This window comes from Wolbachia endosymbiont (group A) of Gastracanthus pulcherrimus, assembly GCF_964028265.1.
GTDB classification, from domain to species: domain Bacteria; phylum Pseudomonadota; class Alphaproteobacteria; order Rickettsiales; family Anaplasmataceae; genus Wolbachia; species Wolbachia pipientis.
Genome location: NZ_OZ034763.1, coordinates 394863 through 412353 on the forward strand (window position 1 = coordinate 394863; position 17491 = coordinate 412353).

Sequence of the window (17491 nt, forward strand, 5' to 3'; positions counted from 1 at the left end):
ACTTAGTTTGGGTTATGCAAGAAGTCTAATAACATTTATTGCTATTTTGCCATGTATCCCTTATACTATAAAGTAGAACATTATAGGTTTTAGCAATGGTTAAAGAAGTTGAAGAATTAATAAAAATTGTTGGCAAGGGCAATTTATTAGAGGCTTTGTTTATTCGTTGGGGCAGTTATCAACATGCTGGATTAAAATGGAGAGATCATAGAAATCATTTTGGTTTGCCTGAATTCATTGGAAAAGAAAAAGAACCATTAGATAAGTATTTTAACTTAAGGTTTAGTCTACAAGGGCTATTCTTAATTTATGCTCAAGCTTATAGAATTCTTATAGAAAATGTTCAGCTCAATACTCAAGAAGTAATCGACAAGATATATATATCAGTTAGCAAGGGTGAATTAGAGGAACAGTTAAGTTCAATAATTAGTGGTGAGCAATCAACAGAAGATCAAAAAAAATTAAAGCTTCTTAATATTTTAGCGAATCCAAAAGGCAAAACTTTATTTAACAATAATAATGATTTTGAGAAACAAGTACTTAATAATGTTAAAAAGTTACTAAAGATAAATTATGCAAATGAATTTGATAAAGAATTTAGCTTATGTAAAGAAGTAATCGATCACTATTATTCTATCCACAATATAAAAGTAGATAAAGATATAGCATTACTATTTTCTAGTTATGGCATATTTTCTATACATACCAAAGATAATGATATTTCCAAAGATAAAGATATTTTATCGCTTAATCAATATATTAATGAGAAAGCTAAAATGATCAATACACCACTGTATTTTGATTACATTGTGAGATTATCACAAATGTTAAGCAAAATCGAGTTACTAAGTAGAGATGGAACCATCAAATATACAGCCGACTGTGAAAATATGGATTGGCAAGAGGAAGAATTGAAAATGAATGGATTAATATGTCCTATAAATACAAAAAACACCCTAGAGCAACTGTTAAAAAACCAAAATAGTGATGAATTTGAACAATTAATAACGAGCCCTGAGAATATATACTACTCAGTGTTGCCAGAAGAGAATGAATATAGGCCAGATCTCATTGTCAGCAAGAAAAAAGAAAAGGACCATAAAAACACAGTCTGTAAACTTATTTTAGGTATGTTTGTATTATCTGTTGGGTTATATGTTGCTGATTATTTCTTTATGGAGCAAAAATTGTTCAACTCAATAAAGAATGTTTTGCCACAAGACAACCTTACTAACCTGATAGTTGGTGCGGTGCTTACTATTGTAATAGTATATGCTTTATTTCAATTATCACAGAAACCACCACTTTCAACAGTCGATGATGTGCAGAATACCGCTCCATGCAAAATAAGCTTAGAACTACATAAATGTAGCAACTTAAAAGCACATATTGTATAATGCTTATTCTTAAGTTAAGAGGTAATTTATGGATTTAAGTAAAATAACAGCGGGACCAAATGCGGTGAATGTGGTAATTGAAATAAGTGCAAATGCTGAGCCTGTAAAGTATGAATTTAATAAAGAGCTTGGGTTGTTACAAGTTGACAGATTTTTATCTACCTCAATGACTTATCCTTGCAATTATGGATTTATACCAAATACCTGCGCAGGTGATGGTGACCCTGTGGATGTTTTGGTGCTAACTCAATTTCCCTTAGCATCTAGTGTTTTAATATCGGTACGTCCAATAGGCGCATTACTCACTAAAGATGAAAAAGGAGAAGATGAGAAAATATTAGCAGTGCCTGTTTCCAGTGTTGATAGCTATTATGACAATATAAAGAACTATTCTGATTTATCTAAAAATCTACTAGATAAAATTACTCATTTCTTTTCTCATTATAAAGATCTAGAAAAGGGAAAAACAGTAGCAGTTGGAGAATGGGTTGGTGTAGAAGAAGCAAAACAAATTGTTGCAAGCTCTATCAAAAGCGGAAATTAGTTTTTGTTGATTTATAGCTAAAGTGGCTCTACGATTTGAAAAACAACAAATTCGTCATTCCGCTACGTGTTAGCTGATGAGATACCGCCCACAACTGTACGAACATTGCAATATGGCACATAGTAAACGATGTCATCCCAGTGCTTGACACTGGGATGGCTTTGTTGCATAGCAACTGAAAAATCTGGTGGCTACTGACAAAATTCATTATAAAATAGCCATTTAACCTTGAAAGAAAAAATATGCCACAAAAAATGAGGGTCAGTAACCATAGCGAATATAACAAATTTCTAGAAAAAAGAGGAAATATTTTTCATTATACCAACGAAGCCATAGAAAAGTGGTACGAGAATGGTCCAAAAATACCAGGTGGCAACAATATTTATAGCGATAAAGTTGTAATTTTGGTGCACATAATAACTTGTTTATTTAGAATAGGCCTGAGGCAAACAGTTGGGTTTATAGCAGGATACCTTGAGCAAATTGGGAAAAATTTGCAAGTTATCAGCTATTCACAATCATCAAGAAGGTTTAAGAAACTCAATATTAAGATCAATGATTGCAGAAAATAATATGGAAGATATCGAAATTGCTATAGACAGTACAGGAATTAGTATATACAACAACACTCCTGGTCATAGCAAAGAAAATAGCGAAGATAGAAAGTATCGCAGCTATGAACAGACAAGAAAATTGCATGTAATGTTGAATACAAACAGCAAAAAAGCCATAGCTGTAAAATACAGTAACGGTGTCTACTCTGATCACTATGGAGCTTGTGATTTGCTAAAAGAAGTCGATTTTCAGTATGTCATAAAAGTACTATATGCAGATAGGGCATATGACAGAGAAAAGCTCTATAAGCTGTGTAATCAATATGGTATAAAAACGAAAATTCCTCCGAAAAACAACGCAGCAGAGCATCCAAAATTGGATTATATGCTTGATAGAAATGCCGCTATTCAGTTAATGAAATTACATGGTGAGAATGGTATAAAAAGATGGAAAGAAGAAGTAAATTACGGAAAAAGATCGTATATTGAAGGATTTTTCTCAAGGTTGAAGCGAATATTTGGGTTTAGTTTTAGGAGCAAATCTGAAATTAATCGTGAGAAGGAACTGCTACTCAAGTGTTATTTGCTTAACAAATTTACTGAAATAGGCATGGCTAAGTTTGAGATAGCTTCATGAATTTATTGTACGTTACCTACTATCCGAAGAGCGATGCAACAAAGCCCACTGGGATCCAGACTTTCCGTAAAAACGTTATATTTTAACATAACACTTATATGCTCACCAACTTAGTGCTAATCAAAATCCTGGATCCCAGTGTCTGGGCACTGGGATGACAAGAAAGGGAGCACTGGAATTTTTGTTTCAGCATTAGCCATGCATCTGAACAGATACAAATATTGCAATTAAAAGCATTAGACAGGCGGTAGAGGTCTTGGTATTATATAATCTTTAGGTTCTAAATTTGGAAGGGTGGCCGAGCGGCTGAAGGCGGCGGTTTGCTAAACCGTTATACGACCCAAAAGTCGTATCGAGGGTTCGAATCCCTCTCCTTCCGTATACTGTTTTGAGCACGGTCTAAATTCGCTATATTAGCATGTTTTTAGCCTATTTACCAGCGTACCTGATTTTGTTGCAATGGTTTTTATTTCCATTGTCACTGAGGTCACTATTAAAAAGTTGGCTAGCATTGACTCAGTATTTATTATAGAATTGGTTATTAACTAAACAACTTTACTTGTATGTATAAAATACTAATCTTACTGTTGATAGTGTTGCCACTTAGGTTGCTTGCAACCGAGATTGAAATTGTTGCAGATGTAAATGGTGAACCAATTTCAAATTTAGATATCGAAAAACGCATCAACTTTATAAATTCATTGTTTGGCACTCAAAGTGTTAATCAAAAAGAAGCAAAGCCTCAAGTGCTTAGGGAGCTAATAGACGAAATTATCATTATCAATGAAGCACAGAGGCTGAATATAAAATTGAGCAACGAGGAGTTAGATAATGCTATTATGTTATTTTTAACCCAAAGTTTTAAACTTAAGGCTAATGAAGTTGATCAATACATAGAGAAGCATAATATAGATCTTGGTATTTTAAGAAAACAAATAAAATGTCAGTTACTGTGGAGCAAAATTATTGAAGTAAGAATTGTGCCATTTATTAATATAAGCGATAAAGAAGTAGATGATGTAAAAAGGCAAACAGAAAAGCCGGATTATCTTATCACGTTCCAAGAGTTTATAATTCCTGATCAAAAAGACAAGGACGTTTATGGTATAGCTGAAGATTTAGTAAAAAAATTACGCAACAGTAATAACCCAGAATCTCCAATAAAGATGCGTAAAGCAACAGTTAATTTAAGTCAGCTAAAAGGAAAACTCAAGAGCGTTTTAGAAGGATTAGAAACCAGCGACATAGCAGGTCCATTCAGTTTTAGTGAAGGTTACTCTGTTATAAAAGTAATAGATAAAGTACAACTTAATCATGCACTGCTGGAAAGCACTTTAAAATTAAAACAGATTGTGGTTGAAGGTTCAGAAAGTTTATTAGATAATCTCAAGGAGCAAAAAGTTAATTGTTTAAATTTTGATAAATTGGCAGATAATTTTAAGTTGCCAAACGCAAAGGAATTTGAAATAAAAATGCGAGATTTAAATCCTGATTTACAGATTTTATTTAGTAAAACAAGTGTGAATGAAATAGTAGAATTGAGAGAAAATGGCACTGCAAAGTTGATGATGTTGTGTGATATCAAGAGTAATGTAGCGGGTATAGAAGCAATCAAACAGAAAATGTACCAACAAAAGATTATGATACAAAGCAACTTGTTATTAGATGATATGCGTAAAAATGCAGCTATCAGTTATCGGTATAGTTGAAGTCAGAGAGTGTCCTTGTCTTTGTGTATAGAACTATATAAATTACTTTGTTCTATAAAATTTCAAAAAATTTGAACAAATGCAGTTAAAATAGCACATGAAGAATATAATGCTAATTGGTGGTGGAGTTGGAAATGCAGTGTTATTTTCGATAGGGAAGGCATGTCTTGAAAATAATAACAAGGTTTTGTACTTTGCTGGCTATAAGAAGTTAAGTGATGTATTTAAACGAGCACTGATAGAGCGTGCATCAAATGCAGTAGTTTGGGCATGTGAAGAAGGATTGATAGAAACAAGCAGAGATCAAGATAAATCCTTTCATGGTAATATAGTTGATGCAATAGTCTCTTATCAACAAGGAAGATTAGGTATTAATTTGAACGTTATAGATAAAATTATCACTATTGGTTCTGACAAAATGATGAAAGCTGTGAATGAAGCTAGAAAAACAATTTTAAAGCCATATCTGAAATCAGGCCACATAGCGATATCATCAGTTAATTCTCCTATGCAGTGTATGATGAAAGAAATCTGCGCTCAGTGTGTGCAGCAACATATAAATGCGAAAACAGGAGAAAGGAGTTTTGTTTATAGTTGCAGTAATCAAGACCAGGATATGGGGTGTGTTGACTTTGACTTTTTAAGTGAGCGCTTGAAGCAAAATAGTTTACAAGAAAAACTTACTGCAAAATGGATAGATCATGTTCAAAGATATTAAACAGCACAAAAAGGAAATAAGAGAGCAATATAGAGCTATAAGAAAAGATATTGATGAAAGTTATTCCAGTTATGCGGCAAATTCCCTTATTAATCTCTTTAATCAGAACTTAAGCTACGTTAAAGGCAAAACAATAGCAGCTTACATTCCAATGGATGAGGAAATAGATGTTGTGCCTTTGATGCATAGTTTACTCGATTTAGATTATAAAGTAGCAATTCCTAATAAAAATAAGTTACTAAAATTTGAGGAATGGAACGAAACAAATGAAGATGTAATTCCCGACACAATCATTACTCCTGTTATTGCTTTTGATGATCATTTTAATAGATTAGGTTTTGGCGGTGGTTGGTATGATACAATGATAGAAAAACTGCGGCCACTTGGAAAAATATTTATAGGTGTAGCCTATGAGAAACAATATTGTAAAGATTTACCTGTAGAAAAACATGATCAAAAATTGGATATTATAATCACTGAGATGTGTGTTAGATGTGGAAGTGGATTGCTCAAGAAAGTGGATAGAAAGGAGTAGATCCCTATCTTTCCCATTCCCTCCCCAAGCCATCAGAGGGTTTTATTTTCTTCTTCACTCACTCGTTCAGTACTTGAATCACCTAATTGAGAATCTGGCTCCATTTCCTGAGCTTTCTCATTAACTTTTTGTTCTACATCTTCTATTTTACCGTTACCAATAGCCATAATTGCAGGTTGAAATTTATTTATAAGATCATTAAGTGCTTTCATATCTGCTACATGAGTACTGAGGCCCTTTTCCAGAAGTCTGCTCATATCATCTTCTGAAAAATTTTGAATGGTTCCATTCTTTACTAACTCTTGTATAGCAGATCGCTGCCTTTCATTTTGAAGCATTTCTAATATTTTTTTCCCATCATCAAAACCTTTTTTAGCGTCAACGCCTTCGTTATCTTTAAGACTAATGTTTGCAATAGTTTCAAGCACGTTTGTTCTTGATCTACTAAAGTTATTCTCTCTGTCTTGAATCGTAGGTAATTTATCTATTAAATCCTTATATGAACTTTTTACTGCTTTTCCTGTTTCAATCGCACCTTCTTTTATTTTTTCCCCTGCCTTTCCTATACCTATTCCTACATAACGTGCTCCAATAGCTACAAGCGCTATTAATGTAGCAAGCACAATAAGCGGAGAAAATGCTGCTCCTAATACCATTCCAGCAGAAGCTATTCCTATTTTTTCATTTGCAGATGCTGATTTAAAATAATTGACTAGATTGTCCAGCGGACCTTTATTATTATTTATAACATTACTTATTGCTTGCTGATTAACAGATTTTAACGCCTCTTCTATTATTTTTGAGTCAACGTTTTCAGAAGTTAACCCTTTAAGTGCTTCTTCAATGAGTTTTATAAATAATTCTTTATTTACTTCCTTTTGCAAGCCTTGGTCATTAATCGCTAAACCTAAATCTTTGAGGTTCATCCCTTTAACTTGTTCTGATAGGGTTGTAAATAACTCTTTTTTCCCCTCTTGTGAGGATTGTGCAATACTTTCTATTATATCTGAAATAGCTTTTCTTAGTTCTGGATAGTCAGTGTCAAAAAACATACTATTGCTAGATTCCATATTCAGCTTCGTTGATTATAAATATGCCTAATTATACATACTAATCATTAATTATATTATAATTGATATAACATACCCCTTTCCAAATATAGAATTTGTATTAAAATATCTAGATTATATGAAATCAAGGTACTTTATGGGTGAAAAAAAATTAAAAGCTGCTGTGGTCTTATCAGGGTGTGGTCACCTTGACGGTGCAGAGGTAAGAGAAGCGGTTTTAAGTTTGCTTGTGCTTGATCAGCAGGAAGTGGATGTTAAATGCTTTGCACCTGATATCAATATCACACAAGTTATGAATCATAGAACAAAAGAGGCAACAAAAGAAAAAAGGAATGTACTTGTGGAAGCAGCAAGAATCGCAAGAGGCGAAATATATGACTTAAAAGAAGCCAAAGCTGAAAATTTTGACATGCTAGTTGTACCTGGTGGATACGGGGTTGCGAAAAATTTATCTGACTTAGCTGAAAGTAAAGACATGGTGACAGTAATGCCTGAATTTGAAAGATTAGTTTCAGAATTTTTTGTTACAAAAAAGCCAATAGGAGCGATATGCATATCTCCAGCCATCATTGTTTCAATTTTAAGTAGCAAGATAGGTAAAGAAGAAAGTAAGGTTAAGGTAACTATAGGAGATGACAGAGAACAGTTGATAGAAAGGCTTGGCGGCGAGCACATAAAATGCGATACAGAGTTATCAATAGAAGACGAAGAACATAATGTATTTTCCTGTTCTGCTTATATGCGTAGCGACGAAAGTACATACTCTGTATATCAAGGGATAAAGCATATGATTGACAGCATGGTAAAAAAGATTAACAAAAAAACTAAACAGCCATTCCTATAAGGTGTACTAAATAAGACTTCTCTATTAATCACACAATTAACTGTTGAATTTTACATTTCTAGCTGTATTATGGCTACGTAGCTAAAGTAACTTAGGTTTATCGACGCTTTACTACTTGTTAGCGGTGTGGTGTAGTGGCCATATATGTTTAGTTCTTTTTTTTAAGGTATTTTGTATGTCAGATCTTTTCTATATTGAAACTACGTGTTGTGTGGACGGTCAGTGTGATGTCTATACAGGGGAAGTGAGTTTTAATGATGTCATGTTAGGCAAGTTCAGTCTAAATTCGTGCAGCGGGAAAGAAGCTATGATAAATCTAGACATTATTACATTCGATATTAATATCGCTATTGATGGTCAAAATGGAAAGACAATAAAAAAAGACCTTAAAGGTCTTGAATTTGTAACTAAAGATGATGGTTCTTGGTATATTAATAAGGATTTTGGTAATGATAAATTTGAAATTATAGTAAAGCAATCATAATTTTACATCTCAGGTGTAACATTTAGTATAGGTGCTACTCTATTTATAATGTTTCTTACTATAGGCGCAGCAATTACTCCCCCGGTATGGTGCATCCCTTGAGGCTCATCAATAGCAATTAGCACTATGTACCTTGGGTCAAGCATAGTTAGCACTCCTATAAATGATGCTATGTTTGCATCTTTGCTATATTTACCATCTACAACTTTTTCCGCCGATCCAGTTTTTCCTCCTATTGAATATGCCTTTATTTTTGCTTTTCTGCCAGTGCCATCTGTTACTGCTGCACGTAATAATTTTCTCATTTCCCTGGAAGTTCTTCTTGAGATAATTTGCTCTCCTATACTTCTTTTATTCAACATCAAGGTTGCGTTATGAAATATCCCATTGTTGATTAATGCTGCTGCAGTTTGTGCAAGATGTATAGGAGTTACAGCTATGCCATAACCATAAGATGCTGTTATTAAAGTGTTTTCACTCCATTTATCCGGGATTATCGGTGTGGATTTTTCTGGTATTTCTATTTTCAAAGGAGAAAATAGCTTCATAGCTTTAAAGTATTCTACCTGTTTTTCAATACCTAGTTTGACTGCAATTTTTGCTGCACCAATGTTGGATGATTTTACAAATATATCTTGCACAGTAATTTTTGGAATTTTAGATTTATGAAAATCCTGAATTTTATACTTTCCAATGGTGATTGGTGTTGATACGTCATATAAATCGCTAGTTTTTGTAGCGTTCGCATCAAGCGCTGCGGCTATTGTAAAGTATTTTAATACCGACCCCATCTCATATACCCCAAGACTGGCGCGATTAAACTTTTGTACGTCTTCTGCCTTATTCTGTAAGTTGGGATTAAAATCAGGTAGGCTGACCATCGAGATGACTTCACTATTTCTCACATTTAAAACAATTCCTACTCCGCCAAGTGCCTGATATCTGCTTACAGCTTTAGTTAGCTCTTCATGCACTATGCTTTGCACTCGTGTATCTAAGGATAGTTGAACATATTGATCAGCAGAGCGTGACCATCCCTGTCGGATGACAGAAGATTGTGCAGAAGCTTGGTCTGGTGTCATTCCAGTGCACTGACACTGGAATCCAGTTTTATGCGCAATTTCATCACAAACATTGTTTTTGACATATGTTTCTGGAATCCGTTGTTCATCACGTAATTTGTCAGTATTTTTATATCTGGATCCCAGTGTCACGCACTGGGATGACACCATCTGTTGTGTGGGGAATTGTTGTGCAGGAATTGCTTTCAAGTTGCAACATTCATACAACTGTATATCAGGTACTTGGATAACAGAATGTTGTTTGTTTTTACTTATATATGCCTCAACTCCTGCAATACCGTTGCCATCTATGTCAGTATAACCAAGCACGTGTGAAAATAAATTACTGTGAGGATATATACGCTTTATGTCGTCATAAAAATTTACTCCTGGTACACCAGCGTTTTTGATCGCTAGTAATTCTTTTGGAGTCAAGTGCCGCTTTATCCAAGCAAATTTCTTTTCTGAAGTAAGTACTCTATATAAGTTCTTGTATTCGAGGTCATGCAAAGTAGAACACAGTTGTGCTGCTATACTTTCCGGATTCTTTACTTTGGTTGCATCTATATATAGTGATGTTGTGGGCACATTTGTTGCTATTACCACTCCATTTCTATCTAAAATATCAGGTTGTTTATGTACTATATTATCTTTTCTAAAATTTTCTGAAGTAGTAAGTTGATCAAATGTTAAAGAGAATATGCGAAAAATAATTATTATATAAAATATAAATAATGGTACTATAAAACACAGTGAGCGGAGCTTATTTTTAAGTAATGCTTGCATATTTACTTGATTTGACAAAAATGGAAATCATCTTAGCTGAACCACGAGGTTTTTGTGCCGGGGTAAAAAGAGCTGTGGACATATTAGCTATTACTTTAGAAAAATACAAAAACGAGCGCCAAGTTTATGTGCTACACGAAATTGTTCACAATAAATATATAGTAGAGGACTTTAAGAAACAAGGAGTGGTTTTTGTAAGCAGTATCGAGGAAATTGAAGATAATGAAGGAATACTGATCTTCAGCGCGCACGGAGTATCAAAAAATATAGAAGATGAGGCAAAAAGAAAGGGTATTCAAGTGATTGATGCAACATGTCCTTTAGTCAACAAAGTGCATAAAGAAGCAAAAAGGTATGAAAACAGTGGTAAAGAATTAATTCTCATTGGGCATGAAAACCATCCAGAAGTTAAGGGAATTAGGGGAAGAGTAAACAATCCTATCACTTTAGTGCAAACTTTGCAGGATGTATATGATTTAAAGGTTAAAGATCCAGATAATTTGTCTTATGTTACACAAACTACGTTAAGCATCGACGATACCCGTGACATTATTGCTGCCTTGAAATTAAGGTTTCCAGGCATAACAGGTCCAGGTTTAAAGGACATATGCTATGCAACGCAAAACAGACAAAATGCTGTTAAAAAGCTAGCTGAAATTGTAGACATGGTATTAGTTGTAGGAAGTAAAAATAGCTCAAATTCAAACCGCTTATTAGATCTGTGCACTGCTAGAGGAAAAAGAGCCTACTTGATTGATAATTACAGATGTGTAAATAAAAGCTGGTTCCAGGGCGTAGAAAAGATAGGAATCACTGCAGGTGCTTCCGCTCCTGACATATTGGTTGATGAATTAATGGACTACCTAAAAGTAAACCTGAGTGTAAAAATTTCAGTTATGCCAGGTGGTATTATTGAAAATGTTCAGTTTAAAATACCGAATCTGGTTTAAAACACAACTTATCTACTAAGCTTCTCTTGAAATCACACAGACCAGCATCTATAGCTAAGACGTCATGCCGCGATTCATTAGACTTCTTGCATAACCATATAACGAACTTTTATTGGAAATAGAAACGAAAAAACTTACTTGACAAACTTCGCCAGCCCACTTATCATGATAGTGAAGCTATTGTATTTGCTTTCGCCAATCTGCAGATTAAAAGGTAAGGATTACTTAATGTATCGGCGTCTTATGTTCAATTTTTTGCAGTATATAGATACTGTATGTCTTTACAAAACTTCATCTACATCTAGATTTTTATCTAAATAAGCTGAACGCGCTTATAAAGCGTTACAAGACATCAAAAAATGCCAATACTCGACAGAGATAGTAAAAGACTAGCTAACTCGGGGATTCTTTGTCTTTTTTTCTGCTTAGTAAATTTCTTAAACATTTGCAGCGTAAGTTAGTTGCAATTAAAAGCAGCTGAATTTCGCTTGTCAAGCGTTTAAAACATAAAAAACGCCAATATTTTAAAGCGGATAATAACCCCAGGGCTTCTTTTGCCTTTTTTTTCGTTTGGTAAATTTCTTAAATATTTACGGCTAATATGAAGCTAAGTACGAACTTTGTTAAACACAACAAATGGTGTCATTCCAGTCTGGAATCCAGGAAAAAGAATGGTGTCATCCCAGTGCCCAAACACTGGGATCCAGTTTTCTTTACAAATTCACCAAAAGTGTTTCATTCTATAACATAAAACCCATACTCACCAAATCTAATGCATTACTTGCAATTAAGTTTCCTGGATCCCAGTGTCTGGGCACTGGGATAACAAAGGAGGACGTTATTCCAGTGCCAAGCACTGACCATTTCTGGTCTCTTAAATTGCAACTAATCTAAGTATTAAAAAATTTACCAAGCGAAAAAAAAGGCAAAAAAAGCCCGATGGTTGGCTAGTTACTTACATTATACTTTCAAGTATGGCGTTTTTTTATTCTAAACGCTTAATAACCGTGACTCAGCCGCTTTTAAGCCGCAACTAATCTAAATTATAAACGTTAAGAAATTTACTAAACAGAAAAAAAGGCAAAGAAACCCTAGGGTAGCTAATTATTCACTATCCATTTTTTAAGTTGGCGTTTTTTGATGTTTTAAATAGCGTATTTCAGCTTGTGTAGCTAGAAATTTGATAAAGACATGAGGTGCACATAGTGCAAAAAATTAAGCATGATTTACGCCAAATACATTAAGTTTTTTTGTCATTAATCCACTGCAGAGATTGCGAAGATAAATAAATAGCTTCAGTTTCATGATAAGGGGGCTGGCGAAGGGTGTCAAGTAAGTTTTTCGTTTCATCCAATGCGCTGCCAAAAGTTTGTTATGCAAGAGATCCCATAAATTGGGTGTCATAATAACTACACCCACATTAATTTTGGTGTACGTGACCTTGAAAGATCGTGATTCAATACTTAAATTATTAGGGTAGTAGGCAAATAATGGAGCTCAAAATGCATAATGTACAAGAAACTGAAAATTTAAAATTTGACGCTGAGGTAGGGAAAGTACTGAATATAGTGATTCATTCACTTTACACCAATAAAGACATTTTTCTGCGTGAATTAATATCAAATGCATCAGATGCATGTGATAAGTTGCGCTATGAATCTCAACTAAACCCTAATTTGCTAGATTTGAGTAACGAATTAAAAATCACTATCAGCTCCAATAAAGATAAGAACGAGCTATATATCACTGATAATGGCATTGGAATGAATAGACAGGATTTAATAGACAATCTTGGTACAATTGCAAGCTCTGGTACGCAAAAGTTTTTGGATGCGATTAAGAATAGCAAGGATTCAAGCCAAACTGTGGAGCTGATTGGGAAGTTTGGTGTTGGTTTTTACTCAAGCTTTATGGTTGCATCAGAAGTAATAGTAGAATCAAGAAAAGCTGGAGAGGAGGAGTCTTGGGTCTGGAAATCCAAGGGAGATGGAGAATATTCAATAAGTAAATCAGATAATCAAGTCCCTCGCGGAACCAAAATTACGCTCATTATGCATCCTGAAGAGAGTGAGTTTTTAGATAAATTTCGTGTTGAAAACATTGTCACTACTTACTCTGATCATATAAATTTTCCTGTTGAATTCATAGATGAAGAAGGAAAAAGTGAAAAGTTAAACAGTAAGGCTGCAATTTGGACTAAGCCAAAAAATGACGTTACTCAAGAGGAGCACAACGATTTTTTCCGCAGTGTTGCCCACGTTGGCGGGGAGCCTTGGATGATATTGCATAATAAAAATGAAGGTGCAATAGAATATACAAATTTGCTTTATGTTCCCTCTATTAAACCTTTTGATTTATTCCATCCAGATAGACGTTGCTCTGTGAAGTTATATGTAAATAAAGTATTTATCACTGAAGATAACATACAGATCATACCGCAGTATTTACGTTTCTTGAAAGGTATTGTTGATTCACCGGACTTGCCTCTTAATATCAGCAGAGAAACGTTGCAGAATAATCGTGTTGTTGAGCAGATCAGAAAATCCCTCACTAAGCGCGTGATATCAGAGCTCGGTAGAAAAGCAAAAGAGAATTTAGAGGAATATACAAAATTCTGGACCAATTTTGGTGCAGTTTTAAAGGAAGGTCTTTGTGAAGCTATGCCAACTGATGAGAGGGAAGCACTACTCTCAATTTGCAGATTTCATAGTACTGGTGATGAGAAATTAGTCAGCATTGATGACTATATAAGCAGAATGAAGCCTGAGCAGGAACATATCTATTATCTCACCGGAAATAGCCTCGATTCAGTGAAAAACAGTCCGCAACTTGAGGGGTTCGTCAGTAAAGGGCTGGAGGTTCTTCTGTTCGTTGATCCAGTGGATGATTTCTGGACTAGTGTAATTCATGAATATAAAGATCAAAAGTTTAAGTCTGTGACTCGCGCTGATGTTGATTTGGAAAAATTCTCTTCAGAAGAAGATAAGAAAAATGAAGAAAACAAATCGAATGAAGAAAAAACTGAGGAAACTATATTGCAATATTTTACCACAGTGCTTGGAGATTCAGTAAAAAGCGTAAAAATTTCCAAAAAATTGACTGATAGTCCCGTATGCCTAGCGGTTGATGAAGGTGCTATGGATCTTCGCATGGAGCGTTTTTTGCGTGAACAAAAGCAGCTAAATTACCGCACGCCAAAGGTGCTTGAAATTAACACTAAGCATCCTGTAATAAAGAGTATAATGAAATCTTATGCTGAAAGTGGTGAAAACCCAACATTGGAGGACATGGTTCACTTATTGTTTTACCAAGCTTGCATCGTGGAAGGCGAAGAGATGGATGACGCGAGCAGCTTTGCTAAGAGACTGAATAATTTGCTTGGCAAGATTTCTGTTTAATGCTATACTTAGCTTAGCTGCTAGTTAGGAGGTAAAACATGTTTGGTTCCAATTTTAGAGACTTTGTATCACAAGATACAACTTCACAGGGCCAATCAAATTCTGAAAGATTAATCAAAAGTTGGCATGGTTTTGAAAAACCAGATTCTGAAGATTCAGGTATTGAAGAAGAGTTTGAAGTTTTAGATAGCGAAAGTCAAGAGATACCAGCTACTCCATGTAGCACACCCCCTGAAGATCTAAGTTTAGAGAATGCAACACTTGCAAACTTTCCTGATGGTTGTGATAGGTCGTTTACTGTAGAGTTAAAAGATGAAGATTCATATGGTATCATTCCTAAAAACTTAACTTTTGCTGAGATTATAAATATCTTAAATCAAGCTATACAAGAAGATAATTGTGAAGAATTAGACAAGGTTGTACAAAATATTGAAGATTATGAAGGCAGGTCTATTACGCTGGATAATGAAAATCTCAAAGATTTCTGTTCAAATCAACTTAATTTGGAGTTACAAAACGGAAGCAACCATCAACATATATATTCAAATGTACTATCACAATATAAATTTGATCAAGAGGGTTTCAAGTATGATTATTCAGTAAAAGAATTGGTACTATTGGCAATTGCAGCTAATGACAAGCTAGTAGAGCAATATCAGGATTTTCTTTTTGCTGAAGGAAATTTAAGTCTTTTACCTGTACTTGTTGGTGGTCAAGAATACGTTAAAGCTTTTATAGGAAGATTCCATGATACTGATGGGATTTATGATAAATTAAAAGATCAATCCATACAACTTGGCCAATCCAATAAGATTGGCTTTTTCTCAGTTATAGCATTAAGAAAAGAGCAAGAATTATTAAATGCAGTTTTTGTCGAATACGTTTTAAGAGATTTTGGACAGGTGTTAAAAACAAGTAAACCTGATCCTTTGTATGGTGTGCTTGAAACAGCGTCTCTGATCAAAAATGAAGAATTCATCACGATAGTGCTAGATGCATTTGAAAGATATATTAATGAGCTAACTAAAAAAGCCTCAACAGAAGAGTTATTAAAAAAGAGCTTTGCTACCTTGTTAGAAACTGCGATAAGCCAGGAACACACATCTGTCATTGAATACCTGTGCAAACGATACACTAATAGTGCAGATCGTGCCATTTACGATGTATATGAACAAGCATTTGCAGATGATAAAGTTATTACAATACTAGGGCAACAAATCCTGAAAAACATAGGAGCTCGTGGCAGAAAAGAAATTTATGATTTAATTCTGAAAACTGCATTGGATGCTGGTAATATTGCATTTATCGAGCACTTGTGTGAAAAATGTGCTAAATGCAGCAATGATGTTATTAATTATCTTGATCATAAATCTAAAAACAACGAGTTTGATGAAATATATGAATCAATTCTGATTGCATTGTCTAATACTGAAAGTCAAGACATTATAGTCAGTGTTCTAGCTCATGTTCAAATTTATCAAAGCATACTCAATAATAAACAGCAAGTAGTCAGGCAAACCATACAAAATATACTGAGAAATGCAATAAAAGAAGCTAGTTATGGAGTTGTTGTACCCTTATGTCAGCATGTTGACCTAAAATTCGCAGCTCTTCAGGCAATATGCAAGGAAGAATTTGAGAAAGCTTTACCAGTAATTGCAGAACAGCTTGAAAAAATAAGTATGGAACTTTCTCCAAGTATGACTCGTAATGAGTATCAAAAAAATAGAGATACTTTGAGTCATCTATATCTAATTAGAAATTTGTTAGAAAGTAGTAAATTAATCAATACTTCCAGTAAAGCAAATATACAGACACAAGCGAATACACAAGTTAATAAAAGAAGCAGCAGTGATAATGCAGTATCACCTGTTATAAAAGGCGATACGGCTGTAGTAAATGAAGAGAATAACAATCAACCAAGCAGTCAAAGAAACCCAAAATCCAAAAGTGCTGGCAGTCAACAGACAGAAAAAAATGTTCTTGCAGGGGAGGAAGAAAATGCTATCTTAAATAACACAGGGGTTTCAACGCAGGAGCCTTTAATTAATAATTTTGAGGAGGGTGAAATCAAAAAAGGCAGCGGAAAAAAAGGTGTTAAGCAACTTGCCAGTCCTGTTAAGAAAAAGATTGATGGACTTATAAGCAAAACCAGTACTAACTCAAGAGAAGAACTCGAAAATATTCTAAAAAGTAACTCTCCTACTCTTGTACTACAATATGTAAAAAATAAAGAAGGTCCCTTTAAGGGTAAAGTAGAAGAAATTAAAAAAGAAATTAAAAACCATAATACAAAACAAGGTAATGTTAATATTTCACTGAACAACGATTTGCCAAATTCAGGAGACCAATCTACAAGTTCTAATAATACCGGAAGCAATAGTACACTTACCACAACTCCAGAAATTACGGGTTGTGAAAAGAAGTTGGGGGTAAGTGAAGTTTCTTCGAATGCTGACAATGTGTCTGCAATTGGAGGTGTTATTAACAGTAAGGAAAAGCCTGCAGCAGTAGAAAAAACTAGTGCTATAAACAATCAATCAACCTCTATTACTGCAACACAAAATACGCAAAAGAGTAAGTGGCCTACCATAGCTACATGGACGTTAGCAGTAGCTGGAGTTGTTTCAGGAGTAGCTATTGCAGTTTATTTGGAAATGCTAGCTGCAGGAATAGCAGTTGGAGCTTGTTGTCTGGTTGCTGCTGCAGTTATATACTGCTGTACACCTAAAAGCCAAGTTGAAAACAACGAGGTTGAAAAATCTTTCAACACGGGGAAAGTACCTACTGCCGTACATGTATAA

15 protein-coding genes and 1 tRNA gene are annotated in these 17491 nt (G+C 34.4%); 14 read left to right on the plus strand and 2 right to left on the minus strand.

The features are described from left to right. Positions 1–95: 95 nt before the first annotated feature. From ABWU47_RS02115 to ABWU47_RS02150, 8 genes are all read left to right on the plus strand, one after another. The gene (locus tag ABWU47_RS02115; RefSeq protein ID WP_236717765.1) at positions 96–1397 is read left to right on the plus strand and encodes a hypothetical protein; all 1302 of its coding nucleotides are present in this window, start codon (positions 96–98) and stop codon (positions 1395–1397) included. Between the two features lie 28 nt (positions 1398–1425). Then, entirely contained in the window at positions 1426–1941 is a 516-nt protein-coding gene (gene ppa, locus ABWU47_RS02120; RefSeq protein ID WP_077188435.1) for an inorganic diphosphatase, read from the plus strand. Positions 1942–2183: 242 nt separating this feature from the next. After that, positions 2184–2513 carry a transposase gene (locus ABWU47_RS02125; RefSeq protein WP_049973609.1) on the plus strand — a complete coding sequence of 110 codons (330 nt, stop codon included), beginning with the start codon at positions 2184–2186 and terminating at the stop codon, positions 2511–2513. Further along, the gene (locus tag ABWU47_RS02130) at positions 2497–3132 is read left to right on the plus strand and encodes a transposase (protein ID WP_082246250.1); all 636 of its coding nucleotides are present in this window, start codon (positions 2497–2499) and stop codon (positions 3130–3132) included. The genes ABWU47_RS02125 and ABWU47_RS02130 overlap by 17 nt, the downstream gene beginning before the upstream one ends. A gap of 288 nt (positions 3133–3420) precedes the next feature. Further along, a tRNA-Ser gene (locus ABWU47_RS02135) sits at positions 3421–3511 on the plus strand. A 184-nt stretch (positions 3512–3695) separates the two neighbouring features. Next, positions 3696–4841 (plus strand): SurA N-terminal domain-containing protein, encoded by a 1146-nt coding sequence (locus ABWU47_RS02140; RefSeq protein ID WP_077190587.1) that lies wholly within the window; start codon positions 3696–3698, stop codon positions 4839–4841. A gap of 97 nt (positions 4842–4938) precedes the next feature. Then, positions 4939–5559, plus strand: coding sequence for a hypothetical protein (locus ABWU47_RS02145; RefSeq protein ID WP_006279429.1), 621 nt, complete (start codon positions 4939–4941; stop codon positions 5557–5559). Further along, complete coding sequence (locus ABWU47_RS02150; RefSeq protein ID WP_077188443.1) at positions 5543–6094, plus strand: 5-formyltetrahydrofolate cyclo-ligase; 552 nt, start codon at positions 5543–5545, stop codon at positions 6092–6094. The genes ABWU47_RS02145 and ABWU47_RS02150 overlap by 17 nt, the downstream gene beginning before the upstream one ends. Before the next feature lie 32 nt (positions 6095–6126). On the opposite strand, the gene ABWU47_RS02155 is transcribed toward ABWU47_RS02150, so the two are convergent. Further along, a complete protein-coding gene (locus ABWU47_RS02155; RefSeq protein ID WP_353285739.1) occupies positions 6127–7164 on the minus strand; it encodes a hypothetical protein in 1038 nt (345 codons plus the stop codon). A 136-nt stretch (positions 7165–7300) separates the two neighbouring features. On the opposite strand from ABWU47_RS02155, the gene elbB reads away from it, so the two are divergent. After that, positions 7301–8008, plus strand: a complete 708-nt coding sequence (gene elbB / locus ABWU47_RS02160) for an isoprenoid biosynthesis glyoxalase ElbB (RefSeq protein WP_022626165.1) — start codon at positions 7301–7303, stop codon at positions 8006–8008. Positions 8009–8183: 175 nt separating this feature from the next. Beyond that, a complete protein-coding gene (locus ABWU47_RS02165; RefSeq protein ID WP_039963709.1) occupies positions 8184–8492 on the plus strand; it encodes a hypothetical protein in 309 nt (102 codons plus the stop codon). Between the two features lie 2 nt (positions 8493–8494). Here the strand turns inward: ABWU47_RS02165 and ABWU47_RS02170 are convergent, their stop codons facing one another. Further along, positions 8495–10339, minus strand: coding sequence for a peptidoglycan D,D-transpeptidase FtsI family protein (locus tag ABWU47_RS02170; protein WP_077188445.1), 1845 nt, complete (start codon positions 10337–10339; stop codon positions 8495–8497). A 20-nt stretch (positions 10340–10359) separates the two neighbouring features. Here ABWU47_RS02170 and ispH point away from each other — a divergent pair, with 20 nt between their 5' ends. From ispH to ABWU47_RS02195, 4 genes are all read left to right on the plus strand, one after another. Beyond that, positions 10360–11289: a 4-hydroxy-3-methylbut-2-enyl diphosphate reductase gene (gene ispH, locus ABWU47_RS02175; protein ID WP_077188446.1), complete on the plus strand. Its 930-nt coding sequence runs from the start codon at positions 10360–10362 to the stop codon at positions 11287–11289. A 639-nt stretch (positions 11290–11928) separates the two neighbouring features. Next, positions 11929–12183: a hypothetical protein gene (locus ABWU47_RS07070; protein ID WP_218914978.1), complete on the plus strand. Its 255-nt coding sequence runs from the start codon at positions 11929–11931 to the stop codon at positions 12181–12183. 608 nt (positions 12184–12791) lie between these two features. Continuing rightward, the gene (gene htpG, locus ABWU47_RS02190) at positions 12792–14687 is read left to right on the plus strand and encodes a molecular chaperone HtpG (RefSeq protein WP_077188450.1); all 1896 of its coding nucleotides are present in this window, start codon (positions 12792–12794) and stop codon (positions 14685–14687) included. A gap of 38 nt (positions 14688–14725) precedes the next feature. Further along, complete coding sequence (locus tag ABWU47_RS02195) at positions 14726–17491, plus strand: hypothetical protein (protein ID WP_353285740.1); 2766 nt, start codon at positions 14726–14728, stop codon at positions 17489–17491.

What these genes read in the sequence shown, in the direction of transcription:
- ABWU47_RS02115 (WP_236717765.1), top strand. Translation starts at nt 96, where the DNA reads ATGGTTAAAGAAGTTGAAGAATTAATAAAAATTGTTGGCAAGGGCAAT.
- ppa (WP_077188435.1), top strand. Translation starts at nt 1,426, where the DNA reads ATGGATTTAAGTAAAATAACAGCGGGACCAAATGCGGTGAATGTGGTA.
- ABWU47_RS02125 (WP_049973609.1), top strand. Translation starts at nt 2,184, where the DNA reads ATGCCACAAAAAATGAGGGTCAGTAACCATAGCGAATATAACAAATTT.
- ABWU47_RS02130 (WP_082246250.1), top strand. Translation starts at nt 2,497, where the DNA reads ATGATTGCAGAAAATAATATGGAAGATATCGAAATTGCTATAGACAGT.
- ABWU47_RS02140 (WP_077190587.1), top strand. Translation starts at nt 3,696, where the DNA reads ATGTATAAAATACTAATCTTACTGTTGATAGTGTTGCCACTTAGGTTG.
- ABWU47_RS02145 (WP_006279429.1), top strand. Translation starts at nt 4,939, where the DNA reads ATGAAGAATATAATGCTAATTGGTGGTGGAGTTGGAAATGCAGTGTTA.
- ABWU47_RS02150 (WP_077188443.1), top strand. Translation starts at nt 5,543, where the DNA reads ATGTTCAAAGATATTAAACAGCACAAAAAGGAAATAAGAGAGCAATAT.
- ABWU47_RS02155 (WP_353285739.1), bottom strand. Translation starts at nt 7,164, where the DNA reads ATGGAATCTAGCAATAGTATGTTTTTTGACACTGACTATCCAGAACTA.
- elbB (WP_022626165.1), top strand. Translation starts at nt 7,301, where the DNA reads ATGGGTGAAAAAAAATTAAAAGCTGCTGTGGTCTTATCAGGGTGTGGT.
- ABWU47_RS02165 (WP_039963709.1), top strand. Translation starts at nt 8,184, where the DNA reads ATGTCAGATCTTTTCTATATTGAAACTACGTGTTGTGTGGACGGTCAG.
- ABWU47_RS02170 (WP_077188445.1), bottom strand. Translation starts at nt 10,339, where the DNA reads ATGCAAGCATTACTTAAAAATAAGCTCCGCTCACTGTGTTTTATAGTA.
- ispH (WP_077188446.1), top strand. Translation starts at nt 10,360, where the DNA reads ATGGAAATCATCTTAGCTGAACCACGAGGTTTTTGTGCCGGGGTAAAA.
- htpG (WP_077188450.1), top strand. Translation starts at nt 12,792, where the DNA reads ATGCATAATGTACAAGAAACTGAAAATTTAAAATTTGACGCTGAGGTA.
- ABWU47_RS02195 (WP_353285740.1), top strand. Translation starts at nt 14,726, where the DNA reads ATGTTTGGTTCCAATTTTAGAGACTTTGTATCACAAGATACAACTTCA.